This is a genomic window from Thiothrix unzii (assembly GCF_017901175.1).
GTDB classification, from domain to species: Bacteria; Pseudomonadota; Gammaproteobacteria; order Thiotrichales; family Thiotrichaceae; genus Thiothrix; species Thiothrix unzii.
Window position 1 is genome coordinate 2,894,325 of record NZ_CP072793.1, and the last position, 20,384, is coordinate 2,914,708.

Sequence of the window (20,384 nt, forward strand, 5' to 3'; positions counted from 1 at the left end):
AACAATCAAATTAAGAGAGGAGGTTATTAAAAATCAACACCTTATAATATCCAAAAACAATCAATCTCTCTTTAAATCTTTCTTCGGTTTCTATGTTAAGAGAGCAGCCATAATGGCTTGCCATACGAACCATGATTAACAATTTTCCCGGATTTTCGGAGTTGTGACAGCAAGTTACCTACTTTTGTCTTACGCTGTGCATCACTCATCCAATCAGGTAGTTTATTCCACAGCAACTCATCCATATCTTTGCGGGTCATGGAGCCATGTTCATTGATCGCTTTGCAGATCAGATCTAGGTAATACTGCTTATCGAATGCGGTGTTATTGCTGTAGAAGGCTTTTTGCCCAGTGGTTTGCGCAATGGATTTGGCAAGGAAAAAGTTGGGTTTGCGCCCTTCGATCAAGCGTTTGTTTTTGAGTAGCTTTTCTTCGGTGATACTGAGTGGGCGTTTCTTTTGCACTTTGTCGAGCGCGATGATTTCGTCTAGGCTGAGATCACCGTGCTGTGCCAGCAAGTTGGCGTAATCCAAATCCAGCACCTTGCCGGTCAAGGTCAACACCACACGAGTATTGGTCAGCTCGTAGTCTGGCATGGGGAAGAAGCGTTGCTTCTGGAGCAGGAACAATTTGCGAATGCCGCCCCCAGCCGTATCGACCATTTTCAAGTTAAACATCGCGGTAGCAAGAAACGGGTTGCGGTAATACTCCTCCGGCGCGTTTTCACGTACCACCCGCTCAACATCACCGGGGGCAAAACTGCCCAAATTGGTGAAGGTCAGGCTTTCATCGTGCTCCACCACATTGATACGCCCGGCAAGTGTGTAATCCTGATGCGCAATGCAGTTATTCAAGGCTTCACGGATGGCATACGGTGCGTACTGGTCAACCTCTTCCGGGAACAGTGTGCCTTTCTGTAGGTAGCGATATTTGATGTTTCGGATTTTGTTGAACACCTTATCCACTGCCAACAGCCACGGAATCCCAAACAGGGCGTAGTCACGGTCATTACCATTGCTGTCTTTCAGCAACCAGCGGATTTTCGGATCAGCAGGCAGTAAAAAGTGTTCGGATTCATCCTTGCCTAACAACAGCAACGCAGTACGGGTCAGTTTACCTTTGATGGTCAACTTGGCTTTGTTGAGGAACGTGGCATCATTCCAAACATCCACTTCATCGGCTTTGTCAGGGAATTTGTTTTTGAAGTTTTTACGGGCAAGCAGGATTGCGTCTGGATCAAGATCATCCAAGGTAGCTTTTGTCACCAGTGCCGCACTCCAGTCGTCCAGAACTGCTTGGCGACGGATGCGCTCGATTTCTTCCAGATTGAGCGGTGACAAGGCTTCGCCATCACGCCCGTAATAATGCCCATCAAAGGCGAGGGGTATGCCTTTCGGGGCGGCGGGAATCTCGAACAACACGACACGCTGCCCAGCATCTTCCATCTCGTGGATGTCGATGAAGGTAATGCGATTGGTGGTTTTGTTAGCGATTTCCTCTTTGAGGTGATCTAAATCCTTGCGCACAGAGCGAAACTGCGAACCTACCACCACCTGTTTATCATTCACACCAAATACCAACCATGCGGATTTTTGGTGCTTCAGGTTGGCTTCATTGCTCAAAGCGGAGAAATATTTCCCCAGCTTGGTGAAGTCGTAGCTATTTTTAGCCTCCTTGAATTCAACCACCTCGTTTTCGGCGGATAATTCCAGCAGGGTTTGCAGTTTCGTATTGATGTCCATGCGCAGCTCAAAAAGACAATTAATCCAAGCCTTGGCTACTCAAATATTCTTCGTAAGTGCCACGGTAATCGACAATCGTACCGTCACCTTTCACGTCGAAAATGCGGGTTGCTAACGAGCCGACGAACACCCGGTCGTGCGACACGAACATCAGTGTGCCGTCGTAACGATCAAGCGCACCGTTAAGGGATTCGATGGACTCCATGTCTAAGTGGTTGGTGGGTTCGTCCATCAACATCACGTTGGTGCGCGAGAGCATCATGCGCCCGAAGATCATCCGGCCTTTTTCACCACCCGATAACACCCGCACCGGCTTTTTCACGGTATCGCCACCAAACAGCAAGCGTCCGAGTGTGCCACGGTTTTGGGTTTCAGCATCTTCACCTTCGTAACCACTTTTCCGCACGTAATCCGCCATCCAATCGGTGAGATTAATGTCGCTTTTGAAATCGTCTTCATGGTCTTGATCGTAAGTCGAAATACGGACTTTTTCTGCCCACTTGATGCTGCCTTTTTGTGGCTGTAATTTGCCTTCGAGCAGTTTCAGCAAGGTGGTTTTACCCACGCCGTTTTCGCCGATGATAGCGACTTTTTCACCCGCTTCGATGGCAAAGCTGAAATTTTTGATCAGTGGTTTATCCATACCTTCGTAGCCAAAGCTGAGGTTTTCAACTTCCACGGCGAAACGGTGCAGGCGTTCTTTTTCATCGTACTCAAAGCGAATCCACGGGTACTGACGGCTAGAAGGCTTAATGTCTTCCGGCTTGAGCTTTTCGATCAGCTTGCGGCGGCTGGTAGCCTGTTTGGCCTTGGATTTATTCGCAGAAAAGCGGCGCACGAAATCTTGTAATTCCAGAATGCGGTCTTTCGCCTTGGCGTTGGCATTGGCTTGGCGTTCACGCGCTTGGGTGGAAGCTTCCATAAAGTCGTCGTAGTTGCCGGAGTAAATCTGGATTTTACCGAAGTCCAAATCCGCCGTATGGGTACACACTTGGTTTAAAAAGTGGCGGTCATGCGAGATGATGATCATGGTGGAATCGCGGTTATTGAGCGTTTCTTCCAACCAGCGGATGGTATTAATGTCGAGGTTATTGGTTGGTTCGTCCAGCAACAAAATGTCAGGGTTGGCGAACAGGGCTTGGCACAGCAATACCCGCAATTTCCAGCCGGGGGCAACTTGGCTCATCGGGCCGTTGTGCTGTTCAATGGGAATGCCCACCGCCAGCAGCAATTCACCGGCACGCGATTCGGCGGTGTAGCCGTCCATTTCCGCGAACTGACCTTCGAGTTCCGCCGCTTTCATGTAATCGTCTTCGGTGGCTTCCATATTGGCGTAAATCGCGTCTTTTTCAGACATGACTTTCCACATTTCGCCATGCCCCATCAGCACCACGTCAAGCACACGCACGTCTTCAAAGCCAAACTGATCTTGGCGCAAATACGCCATGCGCTCGTTAGGGTCTTTGGAAACGTTACCGTGAGTCGGCTCTTGTAGCCCACAGAGGATTTTCATAAAGGTCGACTTGCCCGCGCCATTCGCGCCGATCAAGCCATAGCGGTTGCCGTCGCCGAATTTGACGGAAACGTTATCGAATAGCGGTTTAGCACCGAACTGGATGGTGACATTGGCAGCAACTAGCACTGGGAATCCTCTTGAAATCTGATTGGGCGTAAGGTGCGCTACTGTAGCACTTTCGGGTTACTGACACAGCTACTACTGAAATATTCGCCGGGTGTTTTTACGTGATAGAGTAAGACATCATTTTATTTCAATCCACGGTCTTACATGAAACTGGTCAACTTTTCTCTGCGGCATTTCGCCCAATGGCTGAGCTTTTTGCTCCTGACACTGCTGGTGGCGTTATCGCTCAGCTGGGTATTGCTGGCAACCGTGGATTTTGGCTATGCATGGCTGCACGATCACACCAGTATCGCGGGGCATATTGCCGAATACGCGCCCAAAAACTTCAACAAACCTGATTTTGCAGTGACCGACACTGCCGAACGGGCGCGGTTATTCCACGGCATTGTGGAAGCGATTCACCACCAAGGCCAAGGGCTGGCGGAATTAACCTATCACGACCCGCAAGGGCGAGCGATTACCACCCTGTTTACTGCTGCCGAAGTGACGCATTTGCAGGATGTTGCTCACCTGATCGACAAAATCACCTTCGCCGCCGCCTTTATGCTACCACTGTGGGTCGTGGTGTTTGTGTTGTCGCTGTACTACCGCCAAGCATTACCCAGCATCAAACAACTGGCGGGATACGTACTGCTATTCGCATTGCTCACCACCGCCGTGCTGTCGCTGGGTGCTACCGAAGTGTTTTACCAATTACACATCTGGATATTCCCGGCTGATCATCCTTGGTTCTTTTATTACGAGGAATCCTTGATGAGCACCATGATGCAAGCACCGCTGCTGTTTGGTTATATTGCGATCATGCTACTGGGGCTGGCGGTGGTGATCACGGTGCTGCTGTTGACGTTTTATCACTATCTGGCACAACGGCGTACCCGGCACTTATAACAACCAATTTGGTGGAATCTCCTCGGCAAAAGGGCTCACCGTAATTTCACGGAAACTCTCACCGGGGCGGGCAACTTTGCACACCACCTGATCTGCGTGCTTGCCTTTGCTAAATTTCGCGGCAAGTTGGGCAGCCAAGGTGATGTCATCGTCGCTAATGTCTTTGCCGTCCAAAATCGTCAGCGGCCCTGAATGGCTGGCGGTTTTAATCCAGATGAACTGGTTTTTGTAACCTTCCAGAAAGTTGGTTTCGCCCTCTTCGCGGGACACAATCATTTTGAAATGGGTGCGTGGGCGCAAGTGCCGCCCGATTTTCAGCAGCATAATATCGTCCAACTCGTAATCGCGGTTGGGACGGTGCGCCCACAAATCTTTCAATTTATCGGTGTAATTGGCATCGGTGAGGAAACAACAGCCACCCGCAGGCTGCGCGTATTCGTCAATACCCCACTGCGTCGCCAGCGCGATTTGCGGCTTACGGCTGCGCCCGCTGAAACCGAACAGCTTTTCGCGATCAATCCAGCCTTCGCGCTCCGGTTTAGTTGGCGGTAAATTGTGCGCGGATAACGGACGCAATAACACGTCCATTGCGCCGGATTCCTCAGCAATAATCGGCATGGTTTTCGCGCGTTGCGACATGGGGCGTTGCCCTACCACTTCGCCGGTAATGATAAAATCGAAACCTTTTTGCTGAATCCATTCGTGGGCTTTTTTCACCATAAAAATCTTGCAGTCAAGACACGGATTCATGTTCGCGCCGTAACCGTGCTTAGGGTTCAGCACCACATCTTTGTAATCATCAACAATATCAACGATATGTAATTTAATTCCCAATTGCTCCGCGACCCACAGGGAATTATTGCGCTTGGGTTTATCGCCGTGCTGCTTACGAATCGCGTGGGTATGGCCTTCGACGCAAAATCCGGTGAAAAAATTAATGCCTTCCACGTGGATGCCTTGCTCCAATACTGCTTTGGTAGCGAGCATGGAATCAAGACCGCCGGAAATCAGCGAAACAGCGCGGTATTGTCGGGTCATGGGCGAATTACTGGTTGGTGAATAGACTGTGCATTATAGGGTATTTTCCGATTAATCCCCACACTGCGCGGATTCCTGTTTATAATCAAGCTCATCAACCTGCATGGCAGAGGCGGAAAAATATGGAATTGTACTACGCACTAATCGGCGTGCTGATCCTGTTAGCGTTACTCGGCGTGGCGTTTTCGGCATTTTACACCCGCGCACAAAAAGACACCTCGTATGTACGCACCGGACTCGGCGGGGAAAAAGTCATTATGGGCGGCGGCGCGTTCGTGTTACCCGTGGTTCACGATATGTTGCCGGTCAATATGCAAACCATGCGCATTGAAATTACCCGCGCAATGGAACAAGCCCTCGTCACCAAAGACCCGTTGCGGGTGGATGTAACAGCGGAATTCTTCCTGCGCGTTGCCCCCGACGAACACGCCATCAGCACCGCCGCGCGTGCATTGGGTAAACGTACCCTGGATGAAGTACAGGTCAAACTGGTGTTTGAAGCCCCGTGCGTCGCCGCCCTACGCTCGGTAGCAGCGGGGATGGAACTGGACGAATTGCATCAAAAACGCGCCGATTTTGAGCGCAACGTTGAAGAAGCCGTCAATGCCGAATTCCGCAAAAACGGTTTGGAACTGGTGTCTGTTTCCCTGACGCGCCTAGACCAGACCGATAAAAGCTATTTCGATGCCAACAACTCGTTTGACGCACGCGGCCTGTCGATTTTGGAACAAATCGTTTCCGAAAGTGAAAAACGCCGTAACCAAATCTCGCAAGACAACCAAGTTGCCATTAAGCAAAAAAATCTCGAAGCCACCAAGAAAAAAGAGCAACTGGACTTTGAAGAAACCCAGGCGCAAAACGATTCCAAGCGCAAAAAGGCTGAAAATGAAGCCGAAACTCAGCGCAAAATCGAAGAAATCACCATTGATAAAGACTTGTTGATCGAGCAAGTTCAACAGCAAGCCACCGTGCGCCAAGCCGAATTAGAGCGTGAAGTCGCCTTGGCATGGACAGCCACCAACAAAGTTAAAGCCGAATCCGAAAAGATTTTCGAGGAAATCCGCACCGCCCGTGAACGTGCCGAAGCCGAACGCTCACGCATTATCGAAATCATCAGTGCCGAAAAAGAAGCGCAACGCCAACGCATTATTGCCGAAGCCAATGCCGATGTTGAAAAACTTGCCGCGCAAGCCGCCCAAATCCGCTACGAAGTCGAAGCCGCTGGGAAACGCGCTTTGAACGAAGCTTCCAACCTGCTTTCCAACGATCAAATCGCGATGCAGGTCAAACTCGAAATCGTCAAACAATTGCCCAATATTATCCGCGAAAGTGTGCGCCCGATTGAAAATATCGAAGGCATTAAAATCATGCACATTGACGGGCTTAACAATGCCATCGGCAGTGGGCGCAATAATGGCGGTGGCGAAAGTGGTAATAGCGGCGGTGGTGGTTCATCGGGCAGCAGTTTGGCAGATCAAGTGGTCGACAGTGCGCTACGTTACCGCGCCCAAGTACCGTTGATTGAAACCTTGTTGAACGAAGTGGGGTTAAGTGGTGGCACACTCAGCGACATGACCCGCGACTTACGCACTGAGTTACGCACCCCGAAACCAGAACAACCTGCACCAAAACCTACTCCCGCCCGCGAACGGGAGCAGCCCAGCATGGATGATGACGATGACTTTGCGGTAAATGACCGCGATTAATCGCCTTGCTTTATTGTGTCGCCGGACATTGCAACGCTACTAATTCCGGCTCGCAACTACTTATTTTCCCATCCAGCAATGGCACGGCACTGTCGCGAATCGCACAAGCTGCCTGCCAGGCTCCCTTGATTTTGTATTTGGTTTCCAAGGTATACAAGCGGTTAACCGCTTTACTGGTATTGCAATCGCGCTTTTTATCGACACTGAGCGCGATTTGATAGGTTTCCGCCGCTTGCGCGTAATCAGCGACATCAAAAAAGCGATCGGCAACGGCGAGATAAAACTGCTTATCCAACATGACTTTATTCGCCGGATTAATCGCGCGGGCAATGCTACAAGCATCGTCAGGTTTGGCTTCGGTTAAACGCCGCACCATCTGCGCAGGCGGATCATTGTAAGCTTGCGCAATACACCAACTGTTCGGAATCCAATCCGCACGATTATTGATACCGGAAGCCGTTGCCAATGCAAACACCGCCGTTTCACCTTGGTAATGCCCGTTGAGCAGCACCCCCAAATTTGCCCAAGCAAAAGCATTACGGCAATTTTGCTGCAAGGCTTCACGGTATTTTTCCACCGCCTGCGCTGTCAATTTATTGTTAAACAAAAACGTCGCTTCCGCCTCGCTTTTATTGGAAGCCAGCAATTCGGCAGAGGTAATCACCCGACTGCTGCACCCTTCCCACAAACTTTGCAAATCCGCCAAACTCACCAAGCCTGCGACAGGGACATTGCCGCCACTGCCTACAGGATCAGTGCTAGAAGCAACAACATCAGGGACTCGCATAGAAGGCACGCTATTCCCGTAAAGACTCGGCAAGGTTAATGACTGTGCATTATCTTGCTGGGGTGCAGGTGCTGGCTCAACAACCATTGCAGCAACCGTGGCTTGTGCGGTATCCACACGCGGTTTGCACACCTTAGTTAGCTCATAATCCGGGCAAATGGGTTGCAGTTTTTGGCGTGCGTTTGCCAAGGTATTCGATAACACATTGCTGAGGATCAAATTCCCCTCGGTGACGGCTTCGCTATCCGCATTCAGGACATCCAAGGTATCAATCAGTTGGGTTAAATCTTCAATGTCACTTTGTGGATTATTCAAGCGAGCGCAATAATCAAACCATTGGGTGAAACGGCTATCTTGGTGAAATACCCGGTCAGTTTTCCCGGAACAGTAGTAATACAAATTGTGTTGCGGTGACGCGGCACTGAGTAAATCCGAACGGCTGTCTTCCAGCATTTGCTCAATTAAATCAAAGTTCAGGGTTTTCTCACGCGACGCATCCAGCGGACGTTCGTAAGAGAAAATTTGGCTGCCCAACTCCACCCGCAAGTGCAATTTACCCTGATCTTGGTAAACCGAACCGATAATATTGCGCCGCCCGAACACACTGGCGATAAACTCCACCACGTCATTGATGGAAATCCCGGTTTCCGGCAATTTGATATTGGAACCCAGCAAAAAGTCTCCGGCACTGCCGGTAATTTGCGCCAATTCCACACGATCTGTGCGCGAACGCCCTTGCCAAGCTTGTTCGCCGCCCTTGATGGTATTGTAAATCGACAGTTCTGCCTCTTTCAGCTCAATATCCAGTTGCGTCGCGATAATGCGCCCGCTATCCGGGCTAATATCCTGAATCGCTTTCGGCACTGAAAACGGTTTAACCACCACAACATCGGCACTTTGAATCGCTTTATACACCACCAGACTGACAATCAAGGTCAAGCCGACCGTAGCAAATAAACGCAATAATCCCATCAGGCGTTCAGTCATTAGCTTCATCGCATCCAAAGAACGATGCGCGGCATCCCCCACGCGCTTGGCAATCCGCGCCATGCGTGACTGGATAATCGGTGGATCAGTTTCTGTTTCTGTGGTCATGCGCAGGCTCTCTTAGCAAGTTTATCCTGAGTATAGGTAAGCTCGGCGGAAATGCAGGAAAGCATCCCCCATGAACCGGCATTGTGTGCCAAAATGCCGACAGACAGGCAAAATGTGAACAATGGAATGACAACACAACCCGAAACCGCACCGCTTTCACCCACCACCATCGACCTTTTACGACACGGGCAAGTGGCAACCCCCGATTTATTTTGCGCCCCCAGCCATGAACCGCTGGGCATTTCCGGCTGGAAACAACTGACCCTCGCCACCCAAACCGGTCAATGGGATGCCATCATCACCTCGCCCAGCCGCCGTTGTCACGATTTCGCACGCTTATTAGCACAACGTCTGGATTGCCCGTTTGCGGTCGATGCACGTTTCGGGGAAATGGATTTCGGGGATTGGGTCGGACAAACCCAAGCCGCTATTTGGGAACAAGACGCACAGTTACTGCAACAGTTGTGGTATCAACCGCGCCGCTTTATCGCCCCCCACGGCGAAGCAATGGAAGATTTCATTGCACGGGTCAATCAGGCATGGATGCAACTGCAAACCGACTACGCAGGTCAACGGGTTTTAGTGTTAACCCACGCGGGTGTAATGCGGGTGGTGCTGGCAAAGGTTCTGGATATTTTGTACCAAAAAAGCCTGCACTTTGAAATTGGCTATGCGCAACTCACCCGGATACGTATTTACCCGGATGGGATTGCATCGCTAGTGGGGCATGGGTTGCCGCAAGCGTAACGCGCTTTACGGCTGCCAGTTGACGAAATTTTCCAGCAATTTCAGGCCATCATCCGCCGATTTTTCCGGGTGCGCCTGAATCGCAAACACATTGTCTTTAGCAATCGCTGAAGCGTAGCTGATGCCGTATTCGGTCGAGCCTGCAATCAAGTCCGGCGTGACCGGCTCAACATAATAGCTGTGGACGAAATAGAAGCGTGCGCCATCCGCAATGCCTTGCCACAGCGGGTGTTCAACTTGATGCCAGATTTGATTCCAGCCCATTTGCGGAATCTTCAGGCGCACACCGATTTCGTGATGCACCGTGCCGAAATAGCGCACATTGCCCTCGTACAGCCCTAAACATTCGATGCCGCCATTTTCTTCGGAATGCTGCATCAAGACCTGCATTCCCATGCAAATGCCGAGGAAGGGTTTGGTCTGGATGACTTCGCGTACCACTTCCGCCATGCCACGGGTTTCGAGTTCGCGCATACAGTCACGCGCCGCGCCTTGCCCCGGAAATACTACGCGGTCGGCTTTTAAAATGATGTCTGGGTCAGACGTAATCGCTACCGTGGCATTGCCCGCAGCAGCGTGCGAAACGGCACGTTCCACCGAGTGCAGGTTGCCCATGTTGTAGTCGATGATGGCGATTTTTTGCATTACAAACTCCCCTTGGTCGACGGCATAATCCCCGCCATGCGCGGATCCAGCTCTAACGCCATACGCAACGCCCGCCCGAAGGCTTTGAAAACGGTTTCGGCAATGTGGTGCGAATTGCGCCCTTTCAAATTGTCGATATGCAGCGACACCAGCGCGTGATTCACAAAGCCTTGGAAGAATTCGTAAAACAGGTCGGTTTCAAACGCGCCAATACTGGAGCGCGGGTATTCCACCTGATGTTCCAAGCCCGGTCTGCCGGAAAAGTCGATCACCACGCGGGACAGGGCTTCATCCAACGGCACGTAAGCATGACCATAGCGACGAATACCTTTTTTGTCGCCAACGGCTTGTGCGAACGCTTGCCCCAAGGTAATGCCAATGTCTTCGACACTGTGGTGGTCGTCAATGTGGTGGTCGCCTTTGCATTCGATGTCGAGGTCGATCATGCCGTGACGCGCCACTTGATCGAGCATGTGTTCGAGGAAGGGAATGCCGGTCGCAAAGCGTGATTTGCCCGTGCCATCGAGGTTGATGGTAATGCGGATTTGGGTTTCGAGCGTGTTGCGTGCCACGCTGGCGGTGCGTTCAGTCATAGGAAACCTGTAAAGTAAATTTGTCCCGATTCTATCACAGCGAAGTTTATCGGCACACATGATGCATTGCTCCAATGTTTCGTCTATCATACTCCACTGAATTTAGATACCACCCTTGAGGAGCGTTGCGACGGGAACACCCGCCAGGCTCAAGTAGTGGTCACAGTTAACGACGCTCAGTCATTTAATTTTTAGTTTTAGGAGAACATTAATGACTGAGAGAAGTTACCTCTTCACGTCCGAATCTGTTTCTGAAGGCCACCCAGACAAAATGGCGGATCAAATTTCCGATGCCATTTTGGATGCGATCATTGCTAAAGACCCTTATGCACGTGTTGCCTGCGAAACCCTGACCAAGACCGGCATGGTCGTACTGGCAGGCGAAATTACTACCACTGCGGAAATCGACTACGAAGGTATCGTGCGTGGCGTGGTCAATGACATCGGCTACAACAATTCCGAAATCGGCTTCGACGGTCACACGTGCGCAGTGATCAATGCACTCGGCAAGCAATCCCCTGACATCGCGATGGGCGTTGACCGTGCCAAGCCAGAAGACCAAGGCGCGGGCGACCAAGGCTTGATGTTCGGTTACGCCAGCAATGAAACTGACGTTTTGATGCCAGCAGCACTGACTTATGCGCACCGTCTGGTGAAGCAACAAGCGGATATGCGCAAAAACGGCACACTGCCTTGGTTGCGCCCGGATGCAAAATCCCAAGTTACTGTGCGTTACGAAGACGGCAAAATCGTTGCTATCGACGCAGTAGTTTTGTCCACCCAACACAGCCCAGACATCAGCCTTGATGACCTGCGCATGGGTGTGATGGAGCACGTTATTTTCCCTGTCCTGCCAACTGAATGGCTGCACAAGGACACCAAATTCCACATCAACCCAACCGGCAACTTCGTAATCGGCGGCCCTGTGGGCGACTGCGGTCTGACTGGTCGTAAGATCATCGTTGACACTTACGGCGGTATGGCACGTCACGGCGGCGGCGCATTCTCCGGCAAAGACCCATCAAAAGTTGACCGTTCTGCGGCTTACGCAGGCCGTTACGTGGCGAAAAACATCGTCGCGGCGGGCTTGGCTGACCGTTGCGAAATTCAAGTCTCCTACGCTATCGGTGTAGCACAACCAACTTCCATCACGGTTGAAACCTTCGGCACTAACAAGGTCGATGAAACTCTGATCGAAAATCTGGTACGCGAACACTTCGACCTGCGTCCTTATGGCATCACCAAAATGCTGGATCTGTTGCGTCCGATTTACCGTGGCACTGCCGCTTACGGTCACTTCGGTCGTGATGACCTCGACCTGCCTTGGGAACGCACTGACCGCGCTGACGCTTTACGCACTGCTGCTGGCTTATAAGATTAGGAGACTGACAATATGACTACTTTTAACGACTATATCGTCGCCGATATGGGTTTGGCTGCTTGGGGTCGTAAAGAACTCAACGTTGCTGAACACGAAATGCCCGGTTTGATGGCAATTCGCCGCGAATTTGCTGAATCCAAGCCGTTGGCGGGGGCGCGTATCGCGGGTTCACTGCACATGACCATCCAAACTGGCGTGTTGATCGAAACCCTGACCGCACTGGGCGCAGACGTGCGCTGGGCTTCTTGCAATATCTTCTCTACGCAAGACCACGCTGCTGCCGCCATTGCGCAAGCAGGCGTTCCGGTCTTCGCGTACAAAGGCGAATCACTGGAAGAATACTGGGATTACACCCACAAAATCTTCGAGTGGCCGAATGGCGAACAAGCCAACATGATCCTTGATGACGGCGGCGACGCAACGCTGCTGCTGCATTTGGGCGCACGCGCTGAACAAGACCCTAGCTTGGTTGCCAAGCCTGAATCTGAAGAAGAAACCTATTTGTACGCTGCCATCCGCAAGCGTCTGGAAACTTCCCCGAACTGGTACAGCAGCCGTTTGGCAGAAGTCCGTGGTGTTACTGAAGAAACCACTACCGGGGTTCACCGCTTGTATCAGATGCACGCGCGTGGCGAGCTGAAATTCCCCGGCATTAACGTCAACGATTCCGTCACCAAATCCAAATTCGACAACCTGTACGGCTGCCGCGAATCATTGGTTGACAGCATCAAGCGTGCTACCGACGTAATGATTGCGGGCAAAGTCGCACTGGTTTGCGGTTACGGCGACGTAGGCAAAGGCTCTGCGCAAGCTTTACGCGCACTGTCTGCTCAAGTCTGGGTAACAGAAATCGACCCGATTTGCGCACTGCAAGCGGCAATGGAAGGCTACCGTGTAGTGACAATGGAATACGCGGCTGACAAAGCCGACATTTTCGTCACCGCGACCGGCAACTTCCACGTCATCACCCATGACCACATGGCTGCGATGAAAAACGAAGCCATCGTCTGCAATATCGGGCACTTCGATAACGAAATCGACGTAGCGTCACTGGAACAGTACGAGTGGGACGAAATCAAGCCACAAGTTGACCACGTGATCTTCCCTGACGGCAAGCGCATCACGCTGCTGGCAAAAGGGCGTTTGGTAAACCTGGGTTGTGCGACGGGGCATCCGTCTTATGTCATGTCGTCTTCGTTTGCGAACCAGACGATTGCGCAAATCGAGTTGTGGACTGAACGCGATTCCGGCAAATACCCGATTGGCGTTTACACCCTGCCGAAGCATTTGGACGAGAAAGTTGCACGGTTGCAGTTGAAAACCCTCAACGCGCAACTCAGCACCTTGACCGAAAAGCAAGCGCAGTACATTAACGTCGCAGTGGAAGGGCCTTACAAGGCTGACCATTACCGTTATTAATAAATAAGTAAATAAAAGGGCGGGAGGGACTTTTCTCTCCCAGCCTATAACCGGGCTGCGATTCCAATGCAAACTGAACGGGTTATTTGGCTAAACCCACCACAACCAACCGATGCTCCCTGCATCTTGTGCGGTAACACCCTCGGCAACGAAATTGTGTTACAGGCTGCCCATTGGCACGCCGATTACGGTTATCTGAATACCGCCCATTGTAAGCAATGCGGTAGTGCTTGGTTTCCAGATGCACAACAACATAACGTCCCTTATCCCTCCACTGAGATAGTGCTACAAGACCCAAATTTCATTTATCTGATTTACCATTATCTCGAAATTGTTGGTGGATTAGATTGGAAAATTGGTTTACTGGAACGCTTGCCATTTAGCCGTTTCCGCTCGGTCTTGGAAGTGGGTTGTAATGCTGGGGTTGCGCTGGATTATTGCCGAACAGCATGGGGGGCGGACGTTGTAGGTTTAGAACCTTCCGCTTACGGCGTAATGGGTGCACGTTTGTTAGAAACGCCAATTTTGCACCGCTACATGCATGAGGCAGAAGAAATTCAAGGCAAGACCTTTGATTTCATTTTTGCCACCGAAGTGCTGGAGCATGTTCCAGAACCGCTAGGTTTTTTGCAAGAGCTGAAAAGTTACCTCGCACCTGACGGTATTGTATTGCTGACAACGCCACGTTCAGGTTCGTTAACACCCGAAACCCCGCCAGGGGAGTTATACGCTGCCTTATCAGCCGGAGCACATTACTTCTTGCTGTCGCCTGAAAAACTGGCCGATTTGGCAACCCAAGCGGGTTTTGCTTGGTCGCATATTGAGCCATTTGGCATGACCAATGTGGCGGTTTTAGCTGATAAACCTATTGATTTCAGTAATAGCGTGCTAGTCAGCTATCGGCTTCAGAATTATTATCAGCATAGGTGTGCCACCCCAGTTGAGGACGCAAGAACGCATTTGGGGCATTTGTTAAACCATTACATCAGCAGCCGGAGTATTAATCACGTTGTTGCTAATGATGTCATGGTATTGATCCGTTCAGGCTTGATGGAACAATTCGGCATTGACATTGATGAGCCAGATGCGTGGTTAGGCAATGTGCTTGAAGCCAACCATTTAGTCACGTATGGTAAATTCATGCCTTACGCTTTACCCTTTTACCTTTATTGGCTGGCACGTGATCTGCAAGCAACCGGAGACTCTAAGCACTACCTTGAGTTAGCACAACTGTTAGTGGCAAAAGGGTTGGCAACAGACTTCCTTAGCTTATTTGTTTACCATCGTTTATTCGATCAAATTAGCGAGGAAATGACTGACACACTGCGTGCTCCGGGTAGCATTGCTTCACGCTTGCATGAAATGACTGCCCAGCTTATTGTGAAAATACCGGAATTGCAGCTTCCTGCTGTTGCAACACCAACGCATTGGTTGCAGCGCACAAAAGCCAAACTATTACAGGCTGGCTCACGTTTTTTGAGATTAAATTATGACTGACGACCATCAACACGATCACGTAAATCACGATGATCTGATCTTTAGCTTCGAGTTTTTCCCGCCCAAAACCGACAAGGGCGCGGAAAACTTACGCGCAGTACGTAACGAATTAGCGGCATTAAACCCGCGTTTCTTTTCCGTCACTTACGGTGCAGGCGGCTCAACGCAAGCAAATACATTGAACACCGTGCTAGAAATCCAACGCGATTCTGGCATTGAAGCCGCGCCGCATTTGTCGTGCGTCGGTTCGAGTGCTGAACAAATCCGCGAAATTTTGGATACGTACCGCAATAACGGCATCAAGCATATTGTCGCCTTGCGCGGTGATTTGCCATCCGGTTCACGCGATTTGGGGCAATTCCGCTACGCCAACGAATTGGTGGAATTCATCCGTAAGGAAACCGGCGACCATTTCAATATCGAAGTGGCGGCTTACCCCGAAATGCACCCGCAAGCGCCTAACCTCAAAGTCGACATCGACAACTTTGTGCGCAAGGTCAATGCAGGTGCGAACAGTGCGATTACGCAATACTTCTTCAATGCCGATGCGTATTGGCATTTCGTGGATGAATGCGTGAAAAAGGGCGTGGAAATCCCCATCGTCCCCGGCATTATGCCAATCACCAATTATTCACAACTGGCACGCTTTTCGGATATGTGCGGTGCAGAAATTCCGCGCTGGTTGCGTAAGCAATTGGAAACGTATGCGGATGATGTGGAATCCATCGCCAAATTTGGTGAGGAATTCATCAGCTTGCTGTGTGAAAACTTGCTGGAAACGGGTGCGCCGGGGCTGCATTTCTACACCATGAATCGGGTTGAACCGACCATGAGTATTTGGAAAAACATCGGGTTAGCAGACTAATGCGCGTCCCGCGTTTTTATGTGCCGCAACCTTTCGCTGTCGGACAGGAATTCACCTTGCCCGACACGACGTTTCGCCATGCCATCCAAGTCTTGCGCTTGGGCGTGGGCGAGCCACTGATTCTATTTAACGGTGAAGGCGGGGAATATCTCGCACAGATAAGCAACGTCAGCAAACGTAGCGCATCGGTGCTGATCGACAGCGTTTCCTCAATCGAGACTGAATCCCCTGTCCACCTCACCCTCGTGCAAGCCGTCATTAAACCCGACAAGATGGATTTTGCCCTGCAAAAAGCCGTGGAGTTGGGGGTAAACACCATCCAGCCGCTAATTACGCAACGTAGCGTGGTACGCATCGGTAAAGAGCAGGTGGATAAAAAATTGCAGCATTGGGAAGGCATTGTCGTGGCGGCTTGCGAACAATCGGGACGCACCCGAATGCCGACCGTGCAAGTACCGTTAACGCTGGAACGCTGGCTGGAAACACCTTTTGTGGGTACGCGGATAATTCTCGCGCCCGGTGATTTTCCGCGCATTAACGCCCTACCCGCAGATTTACCCACACCGATTGCGCTATTGATTGGCCCCGAAGGTGGATTTACCGGTGAAGAAGTGGAAACCTGTGTGCAAGCTGGCGTAATGCCCGTTTCACTGGGGCCACGGATATTGCGGGCAGAAACAGCGAGTAGCGCGGCACTGGCATTGCTCCAGCACCGCTTTGGCGATTTATAAACTTACTCTTCCACTTGGGAAGGCAGCGCATCACTGGCTTGTTGCATATAGTTTTCCAGCGATACGGTGGGTGCTGCGTGCAGATTAAATGAACTCAAGGTTTGGTCATACACCGGCTCGTTGGAAAACTCGCCTTGCATGACCACCTGATCCAACCAATCCAAACCTTCCAGTACCAGCAACGGCGAACTCAGCAACAATGCCAAACCAATCGCAGGCAACGGGCGTAAATAACTCGCCCAACGCTGATACAAATACAGCATCAAGGCCACAAACACTAAATTGTAAAACGCCAATAAGAAATCCGAAGGCGCACTAGAACTCACAAAGTAGGCAATACTCACGCCCACCACCGCGAAAACCGATTTCAGCAATGCCAGTAACGCCGTAATGCTCACCGCCGACACCAACGTCCAGCGATGCGAAACTAACCAAGTGACCCCCGACAACACCAGTGCGAACGCAAACAACACCGCCATATTGAGCAATACATCGCTGAGGTAATACCACACGCCTTTCGCTAAAAAAGTACTCATGTAGCTTTCCGCGAACAAACCCAGTGCCGTCAACACCACTAACAACGTTGCCCACACCGGGTTGGACAGTGCAGAAAAGAAACCACTGAACTTCAGCAAATTCGTCGCTGCCACCGGAGTATCAGCGGCTAACACATTGATACGCCGATTACCCAATACCAAACGGCTCGGAACCGGCAAACGCACAGGCTGTAGCCCCACGACATGACCGTTCATGCTCGTGCCGTTTTCCTGCGATAAGTTGTGCAGAAACAGCGCATCACCCTCACCCTGTTCCAAGCGCAAATGGTACGGGGAAACAGCGGGGTCTGACAAAATTACGTCATTATCCAGCCCACGCCCAACGCTTACCGGGAACGTTTCCAGACGGTGATACTGATTCAAACCACGAGTCTGAACTTCGAGGATTACTTTTGCCATTTGAAGTCCCCCAGCATACGTTGCGCCAACTGCATTCCACTTTCAAAATCCACCCCAATCATATCGAGGTTAAATAGCATTCCCTGCTGCTTATGACCCACCATCGCGCCAGTCACCATCACATCGCTCAAGCCTGCGTAATTCAAATAATCGCGGCGACATACTGTCATTTTGTATTCCTGTTCCGCCACTTGCGTGAATCCGGTATGACAAACGAAATTGGTCACGTCATTCTTGCCAGCGGAATTATCCAAAACGCTGGAATTTTGCGTTTCGTAGCTGCGGTAAAAACGCGGCGCAATCATTTTATCGCTGCTTAACCAAATGTATTCGTAAGCAAACGACCCTACTTCCAAACCGTCATCAAGGTAAATATTGCTGTCATTGGAACAACGAGTGTAATTAACACGCATTAAATCGTCAGGATCAGCCTTACTGCTGTTATCCCAGCAACGCACAAAACCATCAATATCACCAGGCACTTTCAGCTTACCAATCGACAAATTCGTCCACTTGGCCTTGCCTAAATCATTGATGTATTTCGCGGCATGATCTTGCAACTGTTCCGCAATGCGCTGGTCAATGTCGCCATCCGGCTCAAATCCTGTCAGCTTTAAACGCTCCAAAATAATCGCCAAATACTGCGCGGGAACTAAAAAGCTGATTTCATTACCGGAAGTCGCGACATTCACCCCAATCACTGAGCCTTGTTCATTGAGGGTGGGGCCACCGCTCATGCCGGGATTTAAACTCCCTGAAAACAAGATGTTGCTGTCATCGCTGTTTTTCATCACGCCATTATTCGTGCCCTCGATAATCGAGAAACCCAAATCCAACGGATTACCCAAGGAATACAGCCGCGCGCCTTTTTGCGGAACGGGGGCAATACTTAATGGCAAACCCAACGGCTCATCGGCTCGCAATACCGCGAGATCGTGAATCACATCCACCGCTAACAATTCCAACTTGCCGGTTTTGCCGGAGGTGGAAAGGTAATCAAGATCAAAGCCTTCCGGGTCATTCACGTAAGTGCTGACCACGTGGTAATTGGTCGCCAGAATATTAGGTTCCAGCACCACAAAGCCGGAACCAATAGCGGTTTTTTTACGACTAAGCTGATTAACTACCTGAATTTGATAGACCGATTGCTCAACGTCCTTGTAAATGGAAGATGAATCAATTTGAGCGTGCGCACTCCTAACAACCATTAAGGCCACGCAAACCCACAAAATTTTTAACAAAAAACGGTACATTCCCTGCTTCCCGCTTGGACAAGCTAACTTATGATAATGATGCAAAATAAACAGTGCGAGGACGGTGTAACCGCCCCGATGCCTGCTTGCCCGGATACCCGTTTATAGACTGGCGAAAACATCCCCTGCGATGCTAATAGTTTCAGCCAAATCGGTATCAGTGTGTGCCATCGAGACAAAACCAGCTTCATAAGCGGACGGTGCTAAATACACGCCGCGATCCAACATACCGTGGAAAAACTGATTAAACTGGGCAATATTACAAGCCGTAACCTGCTGGTAAGTATCAATGCGGGCTTCTGTGGTGAAGAATAACCCAAACATACCACCGACCTGTTGTGTGGTGAACGCTATCTTAGCCGCATCCGCAGCCGCTTGCATCCCTTTTACGAACTGCGTGGTTTTTGCAGTCAATTCAGCGTAAAAACCTTCACGCGAAATGATCTCCATCATTTTTAATCCGGCAGTCATTGCAATCGGGTTGCCGGACAATGTGCCCGCTTGGTAAACCGCGCCCAATGGCGACAAATGCGCCATAATGTCGCGCCGTCCACCGAACGCACCGACCGGCATTCCGCCGCCAATGATTTTACCCAAGGTGGTCAAATCCGGCTTCACGTTATAGACCGCTTGCGCACCACCTAACGCCACGCGGAAACCCGTCATGACTTCATCAAAAATCAATACCGCGCCGCTTTGGTCGCATACTTCGCGCAAGGTTTCCAAGAAACCTGCTACCGGCGGAATACAATTCATATTGCCTGAGACTGGCTCGACGATAATGCAGGCAATTTCATGCCCACGCGCCGCAAACACTTCACGCACTTGCTCGCTGTTATTGTAATCCAGCGTCAGGGTGAATTGCGCCAATTCCGCTGGCACACCGGGGGAACTCGGTTGCCCAAAAGTCAACGCGCCCGAACCCGCTTTCACCAGCAAGGAATCGCCATGCCCGTGATAGCCGCCTTCAAATTTAACCAAGTAATTACGCCCGGTGAAACCGCGTGCCAAACGGATCGCTGACATGGTAGCTTCCGTGCCGGAGCTGGTCATGCGCACCATTTCGATGGAAGGCACGATTTCGCAGATTTTTTCCGCCATCGTGATTTCCAGTTCAGTCGGCGCACCGTAACTTAAACCGTCAACGGCTGCCGCCTGCACTGCTGCCACCACTTCCGGGTGTGCGTGTCCCGCCACCATTGGCCCCCACGAACCCACGTAATCAATCAAACGATTACCGTCGGCATCCCACATATACGCACCTTGGGCACGCGCAATGAAGCGCGGCGTTCCGCCGACACTGCGAAAAGCACGTACTGGCGAATTAACACCGCCGGGAATGGAACGTTTGGCTTGCTCGAACAGGGCTTCAGAACGGGTCACGGCAGGATTCCTTGGC

General features: G+C 50.9%; 17 protein-coding genes and 1 riboswitch. Of the genes, 8 read left to right on the forward strand and 9 right to left on the reverse strand.

Annotation, left to right across the window (positions count from 1 at the left end; translation table 11 throughout):
- Nucleotides 1-95: 95 nt before the first annotated feature.
- Entirely contained in the window at nucleotides 96-1,742 is a 1,647-nt protein-coding gene (locus J9260_RS14465; RefSeq protein WP_210218424.1) for an RNA-binding domain-containing protein, read from the reverse strand.
- A gap of 19 nt (nucleotides 1,743-1,761) precedes the next feature.
- Nucleotides 1,762-3,384 carry an ABC-F family ATPase gene (locus J9260_RS14470; RefSeq protein ID WP_210218425.1) on the reverse strand — a complete coding sequence of 541 codons (1,623 nt, stop codon included), beginning with the start codon at nucleotides 3,382-3,384 and terminating at the stop codon, nucleotides 1,762-1,764.
- Nucleotides 3,385-3,528: 144 nt separating this feature from the next.
- On the opposite strand from J9260_RS14470, the gene J9260_RS14475 reads away from it, so the two are divergent.
- Nucleotides 3,529-4,272, forward strand: coding sequence for a lipoprotein intramolecular transacylase Lit (locus tag J9260_RS14475; RefSeq protein ID WP_210218426.1), 744 nt, complete (start codon nucleotides 3,529-3,531; stop codon nucleotides 4,270-4,272).
- Here the strand turns inward: J9260_RS14475 and J9260_RS14480 are convergent.
- Complete coding sequence (locus tag J9260_RS14480; protein WP_210218427.1) at nucleotides 4,267-5,310, reverse strand: tRNA (5-methylaminomethyl-2-thiouridylate)-methyltransferase; 1,044 nt, start codon at nucleotides 5,308-5,310, stop codon at nucleotides 4,267-4,269. The genes J9260_RS14475 and J9260_RS14480 overlap by 6 nt on opposite strands.
- A 122-nt stretch (nucleotides 5,311-5,432) precedes the next feature.
- On the opposite strand from J9260_RS14480, the gene J9260_RS14485 reads away from it, so the two are divergent.
- Nucleotides 5,433-7,016: a flotillin family protein gene (locus tag J9260_RS14485; RefSeq protein WP_210218428.1), complete on the forward strand. Its 1,584-nt coding sequence runs from the start codon at nucleotides 5,433-5,435 to the stop codon at nucleotides 7,014-7,016.
- Nucleotides 7,017-7,026: 10 nt separating this feature from the next.
- On the opposite strand, the gene J9260_RS14490 is transcribed toward J9260_RS14485, so the two are convergent.
- Nucleotides 7,027-8,898 carry a tetratricopeptide repeat protein gene (locus J9260_RS14490; RefSeq protein ID WP_210218429.1) on the reverse strand — a complete coding sequence of 624 codons (1,872 nt, stop codon included), beginning with the start codon at nucleotides 8,896-8,898 and terminating at the stop codon, nucleotides 7,027-7,029.
- Nucleotides 8,899-9,024: 126 nt separating this feature from the next.
- Here J9260_RS14490 and J9260_RS14495 point away from each other — a divergent pair, with 126 nt between their 5' ends.
- Nucleotides 9,025-9,645 carry a histidine phosphatase family protein gene (locus J9260_RS14495; protein WP_246499463.1) on the forward strand — a complete coding sequence of 207 codons (621 nt, stop codon included), beginning with the start codon at nucleotides 9,025-9,027 and terminating at the stop codon, nucleotides 9,643-9,645.
- A 6-nt stretch (nucleotides 9,646-9,651) separates the two neighbouring features.
- Here J9260_RS14495 and hisH read toward each other — a convergent pair whose 3' ends face one another.
- Both hisH and hisB read right to left on the reverse strand, forming a co-directional pair.
- The gene (hisH, locus tag J9260_RS14500; protein ID WP_210218430.1) at nucleotides 9,652-10,290 is read right to left on the reverse strand and encodes an imidazole glycerol phosphate synthase subunit HisH; all 639 of its coding nucleotides are present in this window, start codon (nucleotides 10,288-10,290) and stop codon (nucleotides 9,652-9,654) included.
- Nucleotides 10,290-10,883: an imidazoleglycerol-phosphate dehydratase HisB gene (gene hisB, locus J9260_RS14505; protein WP_210218431.1), complete on the reverse strand. Its 594-nt coding sequence runs from the start codon at nucleotides 10,881-10,883 to the stop codon at nucleotides 10,290-10,292. The genes hisH and hisB overlap by 1 nt, the downstream gene beginning before the upstream one ends.
- Nucleotides 10,884-10,994: 111 nt before the next feature.
- A riboswitch (S-adenosyl-L-homocysteine riboswitch) is annotated at nucleotides 10,995-11,068 on the forward strand.
- A 26-nt stretch (nucleotides 11,069-11,094) separates the two neighbouring features.
- Here hisB and metK point away from each other — a divergent pair.
- The 5 genes from metK to J9260_RS14530 all read left to right on the forward strand — a co-directional run bounded on the left by metK (nucleotide 11,095) and on the right by J9260_RS14530 (nucleotide 16,776).
- Nucleotides 11,095-12,258 carry a methionine adenosyltransferase gene (gene metK, locus J9260_RS14510; protein ID WP_210218432.1) on the forward strand — a complete coding sequence of 388 codons (1,164 nt, stop codon included), beginning with the start codon at nucleotides 11,095-11,097 and terminating at the stop codon, nucleotides 12,256-12,258.
- Nucleotides 12,259-12,276: 18 nt separating this feature from the next.
- Nucleotides 12,277-13,683: an adenosylhomocysteinase gene (gene ahcY / locus J9260_RS14515; RefSeq protein WP_210218433.1), complete on the forward strand. Its 1,407-nt coding sequence runs from the start codon at nucleotides 12,277-12,279 to the stop codon at nucleotides 13,681-13,683.
- Between the two features lie 66 nt (nucleotides 13,684-13,749).
- Entirely contained in the window at nucleotides 13,750-15,180 is a 1,431-nt protein-coding gene (locus J9260_RS14520; RefSeq protein WP_210218434.1) for a class I SAM-dependent methyltransferase, read from the forward strand.
- Complete coding sequence (gene metF / locus J9260_RS14525; protein WP_210218435.1) at nucleotides 15,173-16,045, forward strand: methylenetetrahydrofolate reductase [NAD(P)H]; 873 nt, start codon at nucleotides 15,173-15,175, stop codon at nucleotides 16,043-16,045. The genes J9260_RS14520 and metF overlap by 8 nt, the downstream gene beginning before the upstream one ends.
- Complete coding sequence (locus J9260_RS14530; RefSeq protein ID WP_210218436.1) at nucleotides 16,045-16,776, forward strand: 16S rRNA (uracil(1498)-N(3))-methyltransferase; 732 nt, start codon at nucleotides 16,045-16,047, stop codon at nucleotides 16,774-16,776. The genes metF and J9260_RS14530 overlap by 1 nt, the downstream gene beginning before the upstream one ends.
- Before the next feature lie 2 nt (nucleotides 16,777-16,778).
- Here J9260_RS14530 and J9260_RS14535 read toward each other — a convergent pair whose 3' ends face one another.
- The 3 genes from J9260_RS14535 to hemL form a co-directional block, all read right to left on the reverse strand.
- Nucleotides 16,779-17,732 (reverse strand): FHA domain-containing protein, encoded by a 954-nt coding sequence (locus tag J9260_RS14535; protein WP_210218437.1) that lies wholly within the window; start codon nucleotides 17,730-17,732, stop codon nucleotides 16,779-16,781.
- Nucleotides 17,720-18,985 carry a S1 family peptidase gene (locus J9260_RS14540; RefSeq protein WP_210218438.1) on the reverse strand — a complete coding sequence of 422 codons (1,266 nt, stop codon included), beginning with the start codon at nucleotides 18,983-18,985 and terminating at the stop codon, nucleotides 17,720-17,722. Before J9260_RS14540 ends, J9260_RS14535 begins: the two co-directional genes overlap by 13 nt.
- A 102-nt stretch (nucleotides 18,986-19,087) precedes the next feature.
- Nucleotides 19,088-20,368 (reverse strand): glutamate-1-semialdehyde 2,1-aminomutase, encoded by a 1,281-nt coding sequence (gene hemL / locus J9260_RS14545; RefSeq protein ID WP_210218439.1) that lies wholly within the window; start codon nucleotides 20,366-20,368, stop codon nucleotides 19,088-19,090.
- Nucleotides 20,369-20,384 lie beyond the last annotated feature (16 nt).